Annotated in this window: 19 protein-coding genes; 8 read left to right on the forward strand and 11 right to left on the reverse strand. The window is 30.5% G+C overall.

The features are described 5' to 3' along the window. Positions 1-25: 25 nt before the first annotated feature. From BVC87_RS18945 to BVC87_RS18975, 7 genes are all read right to left on the reverse strand, one after another. On the reverse strand, positions 26-955 hold the full coding sequence (locus BVC87_RS18945; protein WP_075343978.1) for a peptidylprolyl isomerase: 930 nt from the start codon (positions 953-955) through the stop codon (positions 26-28). Positions 956-976: 21 nt separating this feature from the next. Continuing rightward, positions 977-2,542 (reverse strand): hypothetical protein, encoded by a 1,566-nt coding sequence (locus BVC87_RS18950; RefSeq protein WP_075344009.1) that lies wholly within the window; start codon positions 2,540-2,542, stop codon positions 977-979. A 73-nt stretch (positions 2,543-2,615) separates the two neighbouring features. Beyond that, positions 2,616-4,205 (reverse strand): peptide chain release factor 3, encoded by a 1,590-nt coding sequence (locus BVC87_RS18955; RefSeq protein WP_075343979.1) that lies wholly within the window; start codon positions 4,203-4,205, stop codon positions 2,616-2,618. 161 nt (positions 4,206-4,366) lie between these two features. Continuing rightward, the gene (locus BVC87_RS18960; RefSeq protein ID WP_075344010.1) at positions 4,367-5,224 is read right to left on the reverse strand and encodes an alpha/beta fold hydrolase; all 858 of its coding nucleotides are present in this window, start codon (positions 5,222-5,224) and stop codon (positions 4,367-4,369) included. Between the two features lie 112 nt (positions 5,225-5,336). After that, a complete protein-coding gene (locus BVC87_RS18965; protein WP_075343980.1) occupies positions 5,337-5,744 on the reverse strand; it encodes a nuclear transport factor 2 family protein in 408 nt (135 codons plus the stop codon). A gap of 50 nt (positions 5,745-5,794) precedes the next feature. Then, complete coding sequence (locus BVC87_RS18970; RefSeq protein WP_075343981.1) at positions 5,795-6,358, reverse strand: TetR/AcrR family transcriptional regulator; 564 nt, start codon at positions 6,356-6,358, stop codon at positions 5,795-5,797. Positions 6,359-6,446: 88 nt separating this feature from the next. Beyond that, positions 6,447-7,175, reverse strand: coding sequence for a peptidylprolyl isomerase (locus BVC87_RS18975; protein ID WP_075343982.1), 729 nt, complete (start codon positions 7,173-7,175; stop codon positions 6,447-6,449). A gap of 106 nt (positions 7,176-7,281) precedes the next feature. On the opposite strand from BVC87_RS18975, the gene idi reads away from it, so the two are divergent. From idi to BVC87_RS19010, 7 genes are all read left to right on the forward strand, one after another. Beyond that, complete coding sequence (gene idi / locus BVC87_RS18980; protein WP_075343983.1) at positions 7,282-7,812, forward strand: isopentenyl-diphosphate Delta-isomerase; 531 nt, start codon at positions 7,282-7,284, stop codon at positions 7,810-7,812. Then, entirely contained in the window at positions 7,812-8,225 is a 414-nt protein-coding gene (locus BVC87_RS18985; RefSeq protein WP_075343984.1) for a 6-pyruvoyl trahydropterin synthase family protein, read from the forward strand. Before idi ends, BVC87_RS18985 begins: the two co-directional genes overlap by 1 nt. Before the next feature lie 361 nt (positions 8,226-8,586). Further along, positions 8,587-9,315: a 3-deoxy-manno-octulosonate cytidylyltransferase gene (gene kdsB, locus BVC87_RS18990; RefSeq protein ID WP_075343985.1), complete on the forward strand. Its 729-nt coding sequence runs from the start codon at positions 8,587-8,589 to the stop codon at positions 9,313-9,315. Beyond that, positions 9,315-10,007, forward strand: coding sequence for an HAD family hydrolase (locus tag BVC87_RS18995; RefSeq protein ID WP_075343986.1), 693 nt, complete (start codon positions 9,315-9,317; stop codon positions 10,005-10,007). Before kdsB ends, BVC87_RS18995 begins: the two co-directional genes overlap by 1 nt. Beyond that, positions 10,007-10,636 (forward strand): chloramphenicol acetyltransferase, encoded by a 630-nt coding sequence (locus tag BVC87_RS19000; protein WP_075343987.1) that lies wholly within the window; start codon positions 10,007-10,009, stop codon positions 10,634-10,636. Before BVC87_RS18995 ends, BVC87_RS19000 begins: the two co-directional genes overlap by 1 nt. 20 nt (positions 10,637-10,656) lie before the next feature. Continuing rightward, entirely contained in the window at positions 10,657-10,923 is a 267-nt protein-coding gene (locus BVC87_RS19005) for a hypothetical protein (RefSeq protein ID WP_075343988.1), read from the forward strand. 125 nt (positions 10,924-11,048) lie between these two features. Then, positions 11,049-11,249 (forward strand): hypothetical protein, encoded by a 201-nt coding sequence (locus BVC87_RS19010; protein ID WP_075343989.1) that lies wholly within the window; start codon positions 11,049-11,051, stop codon positions 11,247-11,249. 26 nt (positions 11,250-11,275) lie between these two features. Here BVC87_RS19010 and BVC87_RS19015 read toward each other — a convergent pair whose 3' ends face one another. The 4 genes from BVC87_RS19015 to BVC87_RS19030 are packed head-to-tail and all read right to left on the reverse strand — an operon-like array spanning position 11,276 to position 14,360. Further along, positions 11,276-11,731 (reverse strand): hypothetical protein, encoded by a 456-nt coding sequence (locus tag BVC87_RS19015; protein ID WP_075343990.1) that lies wholly within the window; start codon positions 11,729-11,731, stop codon positions 11,276-11,278. 14 nt (positions 11,732-11,745) lie between these two features. After that, positions 11,746-12,282 (reverse strand): hypothetical protein, encoded by a 537-nt coding sequence (locus tag BVC87_RS19020; RefSeq protein WP_075343991.1) that lies wholly within the window; start codon positions 12,280-12,282, stop codon positions 11,746-11,748. Between the two features lie 35 nt (positions 12,283-12,317). Then, on the reverse strand, positions 12,318-12,881 hold the full coding sequence (locus tag BVC87_RS19025; protein WP_075343992.1) for an RNA polymerase sigma factor: 564 nt from the start codon (positions 12,879-12,881) through the stop codon (positions 12,318-12,320). A 39-nt stretch (positions 12,882-12,920) separates the two neighbouring features. Then, positions 12,921-14,360: a nicotinate-nucleotide adenylyltransferase gene (locus tag BVC87_RS19030; protein ID WP_075343993.1), complete on the reverse strand. Its 1,440-nt coding sequence runs from the start codon at positions 14,358-14,360 to the stop codon at positions 12,921-12,923. An 82-nt stretch (positions 14,361-14,442) separates the two neighbouring features. Between BVC87_RS19030 and BVC87_RS19035 the strand changes: the two genes are divergently transcribed. Further along, positions 14,443-15,231, forward strand: a complete 789-nt coding sequence (locus BVC87_RS19035) for an MBL fold metallo-hydrolase (protein WP_075343994.1) — start codon at positions 14,443-14,445, stop codon at positions 15,229-15,231. The last annotated feature ends 90 nt before the right edge of the window (positions 15,232-15,321 follow it).

Here is a 15,321-nt window from a genome sequence, read left to right on the forward strand (position 1 = left end):
AAAAATTAAAATGATAAATTATCTTTTATTTTACATTCATAAGTTCAACATCAAAAATTAATGTTGCATTTGGAGGTATTACGCCACCAGCTCCTCTTTCACCATAAGCTAAATTTGAAGGAATTACTAAACGAGCTTTATCTCCAACTTGAAGTAATTGTATACCTTCATCCCATCCAGCAATTACTTGTCCAACACCAATAGCAAAATCAATAGGTTGTTTACGTTTATATGATGAGTCAAATACAGTACCGTCTAATAATTGTCCTTTATAATGTACGGATACCATTGCACCTTTAGTAGCTTTTTTACCTTCTCCCTTTTGTAAGATCTTATAACGTAGTCCGCTTGGAGTTTCATCATAACCAGCAGCTACTTGATCTAATAATTCTTTTTGCTTAGCTAGTTCAGCTGCTTCTCTTTTTTCACGTTCACCTTCAAAAGTTCTGAAAGCTTCAACAGCATTCCATCCCTCAGCAGTTTCACCTACACGTAAAATTTCTACTTGCATGTCATCACCTTGCTCAACAGCATCTACAACATCTTGTCCTTCAAGAACGCTTCCAAACACAGTATGCTTTCCGTCTAACCAAGGAGTAGCTATATGTGTTATAAAAAATTGAGAACCGTTTGTTCCAGGTCCAGCATTTGCCATAGATAGTTTACCTGGTGCATCGTGTTTTAAATCTGGGTGGATTTCATCATCAAACTTATATCCAGGATTTCCTGTACCCGTACCTTGTGGACAACCACCTTGAATCATAAAATCAGCAATTACACGGTGAAACTTTAGACCATTATAATAAGGTTCTCCTTGAGGTTTAGCTGAGTTTTCTAAGTTTCCTTCTGCAAGAGCTACAAAGTTTCCTACAGTTCCAGGAGTTTTTTCATATTCTAAATTCACAAGAATTTCTCCTTTTGGAGTTGTGAATTTTGCATAAATTCCGTTATTCATTAGTTATATTATTTATCTGCGTTATTTTTTTAATAAAGATGCAAAGTTAAAACTTAAACCAACATTGATGTTGTTAGAATTAACATTTCCAAATGGAGCATATAATTTTCCTCCTGAAACTTTTAAAGCTAAATTATCAGTAGCGAAGTAATTGAATCCTACGGTAGGACGAATTATAATTCCTTCTCCACTATCTACACCGGCACCACCAGCTGCTCCTCCAGTAAAGTTTGCGAAAAGATTCAATTTGTTGTTGAATAAAGTATTTGTTTTTACACCTAAACCAACTACTCCATGTGCATAGCCACCAGATCTTCCTCCATAAGCAAATCCAGCTTCTCCGATTACATATACATTTTTGAATATATCATAATTAAATTGAAAACCGAGAAGTTGAAGATCAGTTATGAGTACACCACTTGGATCATCAGTTTTGTTTACTTTAAAATAGGTTTGATTCTGTATTGATATGGAAATACCTTGTGTTTTAAATTCAGAATTTGATTGTTCTGATGCATTATCTGTACCACCACTTAAGTTTTTATATTTTAGTCCAAACCCAAGAGTATATGCTTCAAAATCACCATCTAAAGCTCTATAATATCCACCATGTCCGCTGAGTGCTAAATGATCAGATAAATTAATATCGATACCAGCAGAAGGATATGCAGTTAATCCTCCTTCAGGGGCAATTCTACCACCTGCAGCACCTATAGCTAACTTACCAAAAAGATTAATGTATTTAGATTGATAAGGATGATACCCTGCACCAAAAAATAAATCCATGAATCCAGCACGTAAGCCTTTGTATATTGCATCAGTATGGGCAAAAATAAATGTTTTATCATTTAAGTATTTCTGATACTCAAAGCCTAAGACATATAAGGTGTTATCTAACTGAGTATCATTATCTCTTTTAGAATTTCCAAAAGGAAAAAAGAAATCAAAACGTACTTGTTGCACATTTTTTACAGAAGGTTTTTTCCAAAAATAATCCTCTGTATTACCTAACTTAACTATTTGGTTGGCATCCTTGTAATCTGAAAATCTAAAAATACTAGGTATTTCAACAAAAAATGAAATAGCATTGTCTTTAATACTACCAGTATAAAAATTGATATGACTATATTGTATTCCAAAGCCGTAATCATTCTTTTTATATTGTAAACCAGCATTAGGGTTGATGAAAGCTCCATCATTGACTAAAATTCGATAACCACCACCACCGCCAAAGTGGAAATTAGCATCGAAATATAAATTATCAATAATCTTTTTATTAACTCCTAATTCTGCTCCCAATGTAAATAGCCCTCCTTGATCTCCTGTTACAGCAAAATGAAATGCCGCACCACCATAAAGCCAATCATTAAAAGGAATTTGATAGTGTAATCCCATTAATCCCATAGTAGGTTCAGTGAAACTAGTGTTATTAGGCATGGAAACAGGAATAAAGTTCAAACGAACTCTATTTTTTAGTTCTTTTCCTTGTAATTCAGAGATATCTTTTTGAGCATTTATTGGTAAACAAATAAAGAGTAAAAGAAAGATATATAGAACGTTATTACGAATATAACGTAGCGATCTCATCTTCGTGAGTTTATATTGATTCACTTTGTTCGTAATAACAGTATTCTTACTCATAAGTAAAGTGCTTTCTAGATTAATCAAATTCACTTGTAAAATGAAGTTTAACACTAGGGTACTTGCTTTGTGTCATTTGAATGGTAAAAGCCGAGTCTGCTAAAAAGACTAATCGACCTTGCTTATCTTTAGCTAAATAACGTTGTTTTACACGCTTGAACTCCTTGAACTCTTCATTTTTTTCATCTTCAGGCTCAACCCAACACGCTTTATGTACAGCGATATTTTCATAAGTACATTTTGCTCCATATTCATGTTCTAAACGATATTGAATTACTTCATACTGAAGTGCACCAACAGTACCAATAATCCTTCTACCGTTCATATCTAATGTAAATAATTGAGCAACACCTTCATCCATTAACTGATCTAAACCTTTATAAAGTTGTTTTGCTTTTAAAGGGTCAGCATTGTTTACATATCGGAAATGTTCTGGAGAGAAACTTGGAATTCCTTTAAAGTTTAGTTTTTCACCTTCAGTAAGTGTATCACCAATTTTAAAGTTACCAGTGTCGTGAAGTCCAACTATATCACCCGCAAAAGATTCTTCAACAATTTCCTTTTTCTCAGCAAAGAAAGCATTAGGACTAGAGAATTTTACTTTTTTATTATTACGGACATGTAAGTAAGGAGTATTTCTTTTGAATGTACCTGAAACAATTTTTACGAAAGCTAAACGATCTCGGTGTTTAGGATCCATATTCGCATGAATTTTAAATACAAATCCAGTCAATTTATCTTCTTTAGAGTCTACCAAACGTGTATCAGACATTTTAGGTTGCGGATTCGGAGCAATATCAATAAAACAATCTAATAGTTCTTTAACTCCAAAGTTGTTTAAAGCTGAACCAAAGAATACAGGTTGTAATTGTCCGTCATCATAAGCTTGTTTATCAAAATCAGGATATACTTCATACACTAATTCTAACTCTTCACGAAGTGTTTCAGCAGCAGATTCTCCAACCAATTCATCCAATTCAGGATTGTTTACATCATCAAACTCAACACCCTCAGAAATAGTTTGCTTGTTATCACCAGAGAAAATATTGATTTTCTTTCCCCATATGTTATAAATTCCTTTAAAATCATATCCCATTCCAATAGGGAAACTCAAAGGGGTAACTCTCAATCCTAATTTTTGTTCAACTTCATCTAAAAGATCGAATGCATCTTTACCTTCACGATCCAACTTGTTGATAAAAACAATCATTGGAATATTACGCATTCTACAAACTTGAACTAGTTTTTCTGTTTGTTCCTCAACCCCTTTTGCAACATCAATAACCACAATAACACTATCAACAGCAGTTAAGGTTCTAAATGTATCTTCAGCAAAATCCTTATGACCAGGAGTATCAAGAATATTGATTTTCTTTTCTTTATAATTAAAAGCAAGAACGGAAGTAGCAACAGAAATACCACGTTGGCGTTCAATTTCCATAAAATCGGAAGTAGCACCTTTTTTAATTTTGTTACTCTTTACTGCACCGGCTTCTTGTATAGCACCTCCAAAAAGTAATAGTTTTTCTGTTAATGTAGTTTTACCCGCATCTGGGTGTGATATGATTCCGAATGTTCTTCTTTTTTGTATTTCTTCTAAAAAACTCATTAGTTATAATTGAGGGCGTAAAGATATATCTAATTCAAAAAAGAGCCAAGTGTTTATAATTTTATACATTTGTAAAGTGAGTATTTATAATAAGAAAAGCACAAGTATTATAACTCATGCTTTTCTACTAATCTAAAACGAAATAATGAAGGACTTATCTCTTATATGTTTTTCATGAACGTTCTAATTTTTTCTATGATTTCTTCACCATCTTCTTCTAAAGCAAAATGACCAGTATCATATATGTTATAATCAATGTTTTTTACATCTTTTTTAAATGCTGCCGCTCCACTTTCAGGAAAAAATGCATCATTTTTACCCCAAACGATTAATAGAGGGGGCTGATTATCTCTTAAATATTGTTGCCATTTTGGATATAATTTTACGTTGTTTTGATAGTCATAAAATAAATTCAAATTCATTTGATGTGAACCAGGTCTAGATAGCCTTAAATAATCTAAATGCCATGTGTCTGGATTTACATTTTCCGGATTCCTAGTTCCATGTGTATATTGCCATTCTAGACCTTCTAATGAAAATGCTGGTAATAAAGCCGTTTCTGTTTTTTGATTTTTATTAGCCCATAAAGCTCTAATCCCTTTCCATGCATCACCTAAACCTTCTTCATATGCATTTCCATTTTGATTAATGATAGCTGTAATACATTCAGGATGAGCAGTAGCTAATCTAAAACCAATTGGAGCGCCATAATCTTGAATCATTATCGCATAAGAATCAATTCCCTTTTTTTCTAAAAAAGCATTAATTGTTGTAGCTATATTATTAAAGGTATAGTTATACTGATCGATAGGAGGGAAGTCACTATTACCGAAACCAGGATAGTCTGGAGCAATCAAATGGAATTCATCAGCAAGTTGAGCTAGTACTTTTCTGTATTGTTGCGATGAAGCGGGAAATCCATGTAATAAAACGATAGTTGGGTTATTAGGATTTCCGGCTTCTCTATATGCAATTGAAATACCATTTATATTTTCCTTTTTGTATTTAATTTGTTTCATTGTGTGTTGTTTTAGTGTTGTTGTTTGTTTTTGTTCTTCTTTTTTCTGGCAACTTAAAGTTGTAATAACTAAGGAAAGAAGTATAGGTTTTAAAATTTTCATGTTGTTTGTTTTATAGTTTTCTATCTGTTTCTTTGATTTTTAAGTCATTGATACTAGCGTATCTTTTTTTCATCAACCCATTTTCATCAAACTCCCAATTTTCATTACCATAAGCCCTATACCATTGTCCTTCGATATTTTGGTATTCATATTCAAATCGAACAGCAATACGATTTTCTGAAAAAGCCCATAATTCTTTTTTAAGTTTATAATTCAGTTCTACATTCCATTTGTTTGCTAAAAAATCTTGAACTTCTTGTCTACCATTAATAAATTGATCACGGTTTCGCCATTCAGTATCAATAGAGTAAGCTTCTGAAACTTTTACAGGATTTTTACTGTTCCAAGCATCTTCAGCCATCTGAACTTTTTGTTTTGCGGTTTCCAAATTGAATGGAGGTAAAGGATGTTTTTTCATATTATAGTATTTAGTTACCGAACATTCGGTAAAATTTTGATTTAAAATTTTTATTTGCTTAAGTATTCATTTTCTATTTGTACCAATATATTTTCAAATACATTAATATCGTTTAATCCTTTAGTAACAATTAAACTACCTTGGATTTTAATTAAAGATTGATAGGCTTTATCTTTAGCAATGGATGTGGAGAATCCAAGTGCTATACCCAATTCTTCAAAAGTATTGATCCATTTTTTCATTCCTTCGCTGATTTGATTTTCAAATAATTCTAAACTTGATTGCATAGATAAAGCTCTGAAAATACAAGTTTCTTCACCTCCTTTGTACAATACACGTATGGCTTTTAGGCCTGTTTTTAATCTTTCTTCTGGAGTTTTTTCTGTATTTAGGAATTCAAAAAAAACTTTTTCGTCAACCCAATTATCAATATGGTTTAAAACAGCATCTGCCATACCTTTTTTACCATCAGGAAATCTATGGTAAAGACTAGCCTTTTTTAGTCCAGTTGCATCAGATAAATCTTTTAGACTTGCTCCTTCATAACCCTTAGAACGGAATACTTTACTTAGTCCTGCTAAAATTTCTATATCTAATACTTTTTGTGGTCTCATAGTACAAATGTACTAAAATAATTTTAATTACCAAACGATCGGTAAAATAAAAATATCTATAAAATATATATCATTTTCAATGTAAAAACTAATTGATTACTTCAACAGTCATAGGAATATCTTCTGTAGGCCAATCGTCACTACCAACTTTTACTTTAGCTATCTTTTCAATTGTAGAAAACCCAGAAATTACTTCACCAAAAACCGTGTGTTCACCATCTAAATGTCGAGCACCTTTTTTGTTTTGGACAATGTAAAAGTTGAATGGGCTTGATAATTTTTGAGGATTATCTTCAGCATCTTTGGCAGCTGCCAATGAGCCATATCTATGTCTTCTTTTTTTTCGTATTTCGGGTTTTAGCCTATAATGCTGGTATTTTCTTCTGAATTTTGCGGTAGATTCTCTATCTGAATCACCTCCTTGTACTACAAAGTTTCTAGCTACTCTATAAAAATATGCAGTATTAAAGTATTTAATTTTTGTTAGAAAGATAAAACTAGCTCTATGAATAGGAGTATCGTTATATAATTTTAATTTAATCTTACCAAAACTTGTAGTAATTAATACTTTAGTTTCTTTATTTTGCGCTCCATAAGCTTTAAAAAACGCTTCTGCATTACTTCTATTTAAGGTGTCCCAAGCTTTTTCAACTTCTTTCTCTTTTTGTTTTTGTATAACTTTGGTTGTGTCTATTTTTGCAATGGTATCTTTTTTAACTTCGACACTCGGCTTTTTTTGTTTTTCCTTTTGAGTTTTTCCACAGCTGTTGAAGCATATATTTAAGCTTAAAATAAGTACAACTTTTATTAATTTCATTGTATAAATAGATTATATAAAGCTACAAATATAGTCTATGTATAAATAAGAAGGATTTATACGTAATTTTTTTAGACCATTTCTATTTTAGTACATTTGTGTGCGTATGGTAGAAAATGTAATTTTAGTAGACGAGCTAGATAACGAAGTTGGATTAATGCCTAAAATGGAAGCTCATGAAAAAGCAGTTTTACACAGAGCTTTTTCAGTATTTGTATTTAATAGTAACAGCGAATTAATGCTACAACAGCGAGCAAAAGAGAAATATCATTCTCCCTTGTTATGGACAAATACTTGTTGTTCCCATCAGAGAAAAGGAGAATCTAATATTGAAGCTGGTAAAAGACGTTTACAAGAAGAAATGGGATTCAGTTGTGAACTAGAAGAAGTATTTTCATTTATTTATAAAGCACCTTTTGATAATGGATTAACGGAGCATGAGCTAGATCATGTGATGATTGGAAAGTTTGATGGAGAACCATTAATTAATCCTGAGGAAGTAGAGAGTTATAAATGGATGAGTTTAGAAGATGTTAAAAATGATATAGATGCTAATCCAGAAAATTATACGGCTTGGTTTAAAATCATTTTTGAAAAATCGTACGATAAAATAGCAAACTTTAATTATACCAAGTAATGCCTAGAGTTACTGTTCATAGAAAAGCGCATTTTAATGCTGCGCACAGATTATATAGAAAAGATTGGTCTGGAGAAAAGAATTTTGAAGTTTTTAATAAATGTAGTAACCCTCATTTTCATGGGCATAATTATGAGCTTATAGTTTCTCTAACAGGAGAAATTAATCCAGAAACTGGATATGTTTATGATCTAGGTGTTCTTAAAGACTTAATCCGATCAGAGATAGAAGATGCTTTTGATCATAAAAACTTAAATGTTGAAGTAGAAGAATTTAAAAATTTGAATCCTACTGCAGAAAATATTTCAGTGGTTATTTATAATAAGCTAAGAGTTCATATACCCTCAGATTTAGATATAGAAATTACATTGTATGAAACCCCTAGAAACTTTGTAACATATTCAGGCGATTAAAAGATATTACTAAACATTCCTTAAGTTTAGTAGAATTTCAATAAAGAATTTCTTATTCTAAGAGAAACACTTCTAGTTTCTGTATTTAAAAGAATTGAATATTTTATTTTTTAGCTGGTTAAAAAAGAACTGTTAAAAAGTGTATATAAAATAAAAAGCTCAAAAAAAGATTTTTGAGCTTTTTAACAAACAAACCAAATTAACTTACAAAAGAATTTATTCAAACATACTTCGTTTACCAGCAGTGACAAAACTGACTTCACAGTATAAATGTTAAAGTTTTAATGTTTTAATATTAATCAAGCAGTATTTTCAGAATTTGTAAATATGTATCTTTGGGCTATTCTAATCACAGTATTTTATGAAGATTATTGCAATGATTCCTGCCAGATATAATGCCAGTCGCTTTCCTGGAAAGTTAATGAAAGACTTAGCAGGTGAGCCTGTAATTGTAAGAACATATCAGAGTGCTTTACAAACTCAATTGTTTGATGAAGTATATGTTGTTACCGATTCAGAGGTTATTTATGATACAATTGCTAAAGTAGGAGGTAAAGTATTAATGAGTAAAAAAGAACACGATTGTGGTTCAGATAGAATAGCTGAAGCAGTTGAAAATTTAGCTGTTGATATTGTTATAAATGTTCAAGGTGATGAACCATTCATAGATAAAATTTCTTTAGAAAAGTTAATTCAAGTGTTTAAAGAAGATAAGGATAAACAAATAGATTTAGCTTCTTTAAAAGTAAAAATGAAAACGAAGGAAGAGATTGAAAACCCTAATAATGTTAAGGTAATTACTGATCAAAATGATTTTGCTATTTATTTTTCAAGATCTGTAATTCCATATCCTAGAAATGAAAACATGGATATTATTCATTATAAGCATAAAGGTGTTTATGCATTTCGAAAGAGGGCATTATTAGATTTTTATACTACACCAATGACACCTTTAGAATCAGCTGAAAAAATAGAAGCAATTCGATATTTGGAAGTTGGAAAAAAAATAAAAATGATAGAGACTTCTATAGAATCTATTGGAATTGATACTCCTGAAGATTTAGAAGCCGCAAAAAAAGAATTCAACTAATGTACACTTCAGTTAAAGTAATTGCATTTGATGCAGACGATACCCTCTGGGTAAATGAAACCTATTTTAGAGAAGCAGAAAACGAATTCGCTTCTTTATTAAATGATTACGAAACAGAAAATAAAATTCATCAAGAATTATTTAAAAAAGAAATTGACAATCTTAAATTGTATGGATATGGTGTTAAAGGTTTTACTTTATCAATGATTGAGTGTGCGTTGGAACTTTCAAATTATCAGTTACCTACTTCTATTACTCAACAAATAATAGATATTGGTAAATCTATGTTAGAAAAACCGATAGAGTTATTGGATGGAGTAGAAGAGGTATTAAAAAGTTTACAGGGAAAATACAAGTTAATCGTAGCTACAAAAGGAGATTTACTAGATCAAGAACGTAAATTGGAAAAATCAGGGATATCGGATTATTTTCATCATATAGAGGTTATGAGTGAAAAAAAGGTACCGGACTATCAAAAACTAGTTAAACATTTAGATATACCTTCATCTGAATTATTGATGATTGGTAATTCTTTAAAATCTGATGTACTACCTTTAGTGGAAATAGGAGCTTCTGCAATACATATTCCTTTTCATACTACTTGGGCTCATGAAACAGTTACTGAGCAGCAAAAGTCAACAACAGCATATAAAACCTTATCTAATATTAAAGAAGTATTAGCATATTTATAATGAAAACATATTTATCTATAGATACTTGGAATAGAAAAGAGTTATTTCATCATTTTAGAACTTTAGTAGATCCAACTTTTGGTTTAGTTGCTAATGTTGATGTAACTAATGTCTATAAAAAGAGTAAAAGAAATGAAAATTCCTTTTTTGTAAGTTATCTTCATGCATGTATGAAGGCGATCAATGCAGTAGAGAATTTTAAATATAGAATAGAAGGAGATAAAATTGCTATTTACGATACAATTGATGTCTCAGCAACAATCTTAAGAGAAGACAAAACATTTGGTTTTTCATATATAGATTTTTCGGAAACATTTGAAGTTTTTCAGAATGATTTTAATAAAGAAAAGGAAAGAATTCTTACTTCTAAGAATTTATTCCCGCCAAAGTATTCATTAGGCTGTATTCATTGTTCAGCGATACCGTGGGTAAACTTTACAAGTCATAAGGAACCTGTTTCAGGTGATAAAGATAATAGTGTTCCACAATTGGCATTTGGTAAAGTTACAGAGTTAAATAACCGTTTAGTAATGTCAGTTGCAGTAAATGTAAACCATGCTTTAGTTGATGGATATCATGTAGGTGAGTTTTTTGAAAAATTTCAGATTGAATTGGATAAAATCGATTAATTTTGCTAAAAATTTATATTATGGCAAGTGTAAAAAACTTAAAAAAAGACATCAATTATACTTTAGGAGATATTATAGGAGAATGTTATGAGTGGGAATTGTTAAACCCTAGTGCTGATACTACTAATTCTCAAGCGATAATAGATGAAGCAATTACTACTTTTGATGAGTTAATCGCTAAGGTACATGCTAAAGATGTTGCAAATAAAAGGCAACATTTTAAAGGTATTAATGCTGAGTTAGAAACAAAAGCTAAAGCTTTGGTAGCTAAAATTAATAGTTTATAAAGAGCTAAATAAAGTAAAGTTAAATGCCAGTTTGTAATACAAATTGGCATTTTTTTTAAACAACTTTAACAAAAAGGGTTCGTTTTTTTTGTATATTGAAGATGTAAATCTAAACGTACTGCGAGATGCCAAGAGCAATGTATGAATACACTAAAATTGTGTTACAAAAAGTAAGCTTTAATTCAGATTTGTTTTGTAAAGAGTTAGAAAAGGCAATTAAAAGATTATTGCCTTATGAGCTAGAAGAGCTTATAATTTGGCTGCGACAATTTACAGCCAATAAACCAGAACTATATGTTTGTATGAGTTTACTAGATAAAAAATAAAAGAAGCTGAAAAGCTTCTTTTTTTATTATCTATTCATTCGTTTTTGTCTACGATTTTTAAGTTTTTCAACTAATCTTCTGTTAAACTTATGCTCAGCTATTTCAAGTTGGATAATTTTTTTCGCAGGTAAAATGGCTTTTAAGTCATTGAAAAACTTAGCTTTTTCTTGATGAATCAAAGTTCTAATTTCTAACAATTGATTTAAATATTCTTCAGCTTCTTTTTCACTAATACTTTCTGGACCTCCTGAAGACATTATTTTTTTTCTTATTTGGGTTCTTTCTTGCTCAAAAAGTCTGTGTTTTTCTTTTTCATGTTTATTATATAGAGGCCAAAACTTTTCAGATTCTTTTTCTGAAAGATCTAAATTTTCTGTAATAAAGGCAATTTTAAAAGCTTTTATTCGAGGATTGTTTCTACCTCTTTGAGTAAAAGCAGTTAAGGAAAAGAAAAAAATAAGTATAGTAACTAATTGTTTCATTTTATTGTATTTGTTTATTGTAATTCATCTAAAAGAGAGGAATCATCGATCATCATATCTATAAAATCATCAGTATTTACGTCTTCTATATTTAAAAATAACTCTTCATTAGAGAAATCTTCATTAGTTAAAAACATAGCTAATTCATCAGAAGAAGCATTTCCATTTTCAAACCATTCATCAACATCAGCTATAGAAATATCTTCTACACTATCAGTTAAAGGGTAAAAATAAGTAACAATAAACAAAAATACAGCAGCTGCGGCAGCTATTGAAGAATATTGTAATACCCTTCTTCTGAATGTGATAACTTTAGAAGTGTTATTAGTTTTAGGTTTACTTAATTTATTTACAATTTGATCTTCTAAAGTATCAAAATAATCTTCAGGACTTTTAAAACCATGAGTTTTTGGTAAATTTTCTTCAGAAATCTTAGCAAAAAAGTTATCTTCAAAACTAGAAAAATAATCTTCTTTAGGGGAAGAAAACCCATGCGATTTACCTAGTTTTTGGTTTAAATACTCTTCGTTATGTTCTTTTTTATCATTCATTACTACTCTATTAGACTCTATTAGTTCTAAAAGGTTTAATTATAGGTTTTAATAAATTCTTCAATTTTTTTTACAGCATGAAAATAAGAGGCTTTTAAAGCGCCTACTGAGGTATCTAATATTTCAGAAATCTCATTATATTTCATATCGTCAAAATACTTCATATTAAATACAAGTTGCTGTTTTTGAGGTAATGTAGCTATTGCTTTTTGCAAAATAAGCTGAATTTCATCTCCAGAAAACCAGTGATCACTTTTTAAACTAGAGACCATTTGTTGCTTATAATCACCAATATCTACGTTGTTTAACTTCGCTTTTTTATTTAAAAAAGTTATAGCCTCATTAGTGGCAATTCTATACATCCATGAATACAACTTGCTGTCACCTTTAAAATTATCAATACTTCTAAAAACTTTAATAAAAGTATTCTGTAATACATCATCAGTATCATCATGTGATATAACGATTTTTCTTATATGCCAGTATAAACGTTCTTTATACTGAGATATAAGATTACGAAAAGCTACCTCTTTAGTAGCGGTTTCTTTTAGTTGAGATACTAATGTAATTTCGTCAGTCAAATGAAATTGGTTTTTCATTAAGACTATAAAATACTAAAAAGGTTTAATTAAATACTATTATTTTCTTCTAGAATATCCAAATAGGCGTTTTTCTTGTATGATTTCGGCAATACCAGAAGGTAGCATTTCTTGCCAACCATCTTTACCTTCTTGTATTTGTTTAAGTACATCTCTAGAAAAAATAGATAAAATTTCTGGGTTAAAGTTTTCTATATCTATTAAACGACCATTAATTTTAAAGAATTTGTATAATTCTTTAATTCTTGGGTGTACTTTTAAGTTTTGTGCATTGACATACTTTCCTGTTTCAGCATCTTTATATGGGTACATATAAATCTTTAAATCTCTGTAGAAAAGTTTTCCAAAAGCTTCTAAAATACCACCACTAACATCACGGTAATATTTCTCATCAAAAATTTGAACTAAGTTATTTACACCCATAGCTAGTGCCATACGCTCTTTAGTAAATTCACTGAAATACTCTACCAATCTATAATATTCTTGATAGTTAGTAATCATTACATTTTGTCCTAAAGAACACAAAAGTTCAGCTCTGTCTAAGAAATCTCGTTCATTAATTTCTCCTTCAGCTCTTAGGTTACTTAAAGTAATTTCAAAAATGATTTGTGTTTTCTCTGGGTTTACTTTTTTCTCTTCTAAGAAAATTTTCTTAGACTGCTCATACATGTCCATATTTACTTTAGTTACAGGTCTAAAGCTACCTCGTAGAGCTAAAATATTTTTCTTATATAATACTTGAGCAGGCAATAAGTTATTTCCATCTGGACCAAACATTACTGCATTGGTCATTCCGTTTTTAACTAACTGTAAGCTCATTAAACGGTTATCTACATACATGAAACGAGGACCAGAGAAATTAATCATATCAATTTCTAACTTATCTTCATCTATATTATCATAGAAAGACTTTAAAAGTTCTTTTGGATTATCATTTAAATAAAATGCACCATAGATAAGATTAACACCTAAAACACCTAAGGTTTCTTGTTGTAATCTAGCTTCAGTTTCTTTAAACCGTAAATGTAGTACAATTTCATTGTAATCTTCTAAAGGATCTAGTTGAAAACGGATACCTACCCAACCATGACCTTTGAATTTTTTAGCAAAATCTATAGTAGTTACAGTATTGGCATAACTAAAAAAGAATTTTTCTGGGTGCTTTTGACGATCTAAACGATCTTCGATTAATCGCATTTCATGTCTAAGCATTTTTGTTAATCGAGATTCTGTAACATAACGTCCGTCATCTTCAATTCCGTATATAGCATCAGAGAAGTCTTTATCATAAGCACTCATAGCTTTAGCAATAGTACCAGAAGCACCACCAGCTCTAAAAAAGTTTCTAACGGTTTCTTGACCTGCTCCAATTTCAGCAAAGGTACCGTATATATTACGATTCAGATTAATTCTAAGCGCTTTCATTTTAGTAGTTGGAACACTACTAATTTTTTGGTCTCCCTTTAAGGTAATAGCCATTTTAGTTGTTTTTGTTTACACCAAACAAATGTAAAGAAAATAGAAAGTATCAGTCAATTTTTATCTTATTTTTGTGTTAGTAATGAGTAGTAAAAAACAATTAAAAGTTATCTTTTTAGGAACTGGCACTTCTACAGGGGTTCCAATGATAGGTAGTAAAAATCCAGTTCGATTTTCTGACGATGTAAGAGACAAGAGATTGCGATCTTCAGTAGTCTTTTCTTGGGATGAATATAATTATGTAATTGACTGTGGTCCTGATTTCAGGCAACAAATGATTGCTGCAGATATAGAATCTATAGAAGGAATACTATTTTCACACGAACACGCAGATCATATTGCTGGATTCGATGAAATTAGACCTTATTATTATAGAATGGGACCAGTACCAATTTATAGTGATGAAAGGGTTATGAATTCTTTACAAAGAAGATATGAATATATTTTTACTACAGAAAATAGATATCCTTCAGCTCCTGAAGTTAAATCAACAATAATAACTAAAGATGATTCATTTGAATTTCATGGTATAAAGGTTGTTCCTATACAGGTGATGCATGGAGACTTACCAATTTTAGGCTATCGATTTGGTGATATTGCATATTTAACGGATGTAAAATGGATTCCAGAAGAAGAAAAAGAGAAACTCAGAAATTTGGATGTGCTAATTACTACAGCTTTACGATTAGATTCTCATAAAACACATTCAACATTAGATGAAGCTTTGGCTTTAGTTGAAGAACTACAACCCAAAAGAGCTTATTTTAGTCATATTAGTGAACTCCTAGGATTCCATGCTGATATAGAAAAAGATTTACCTGAAAATGTATTTTTGGCTTATGATGGTTTAGAAGTCATTAGCGAAAAATAATATGTAGTTAGCTTTACTTACTGCAAATATTTGCTGTTTCTCAGCGAATATGTATTTCATGATTTTATCGGTTGATAATGACACTACTTT

Origin of the sequence: Tenacibaculum agarivorans, from assembly GCF_001936575.1 — a bacterium.
Classification (GTDB): Bacteria; Bacteroidota; Bacteroidia; order Flavobacteriales; family Flavobacteriaceae; genus Polaribacter; species Polaribacter agarivorans.